Source organism: Alicyclobacillus sp. CIJ1 (assembly GCF_057538885.1).
On sequence record NZ_BAAJPH010000141.1, the window covers coordinates 1 to 390 of the forward strand.

Below are 390 nucleotides of genomic sequence, written 5' to 3' on the forward strand. Positions count from 1 at the left end.
TGAGTCAGGTGCCGAAGAAAGAGCAGGCGATGGTCGCATCCATCCTGCGGACGATCTTTGCCCAATCGTCCCAGGAGGCGGCTCGCAAGCAACTCCGGCGCGTCGTGGCCGAGTTGAAGGGGCGATTCCCGAAGGCGATGGAGATCCTGTCCGATGCGGAAGACGACGTATTGGCGTTCATGGTGCTGCCCTTCGAGCACTGGCGGCAGATCTGCTCGACCAATCCGCTGGAGCGCCTGAATCGGGAGATGCGGAGGCGGATGGACGTCGTAGGCATCTTCCCCAATCGGGAGGCCGTGCTGCGACTCGCAGGCGCCATTTTGCAAGAGCAGCACGAAGAGTGGATGGTGGCACGGAGGTACTTCAGCTTGGAGTCGATGGCCAAGTTGA

1 protein-coding gene is annotated in these 390 nt (G+C 61.3%); it reads left to right on the forward strand.

Features of this window, described 5'->3' with window-relative positions; all coding sequences use genetic code 11:
• Nucleotides 1–390: transposase (locus AC27E8_RS13000; RefSeq protein ID WP_487111500.1), on the forward strand; the 390-nt coding region annotated here is incomplete at both ends.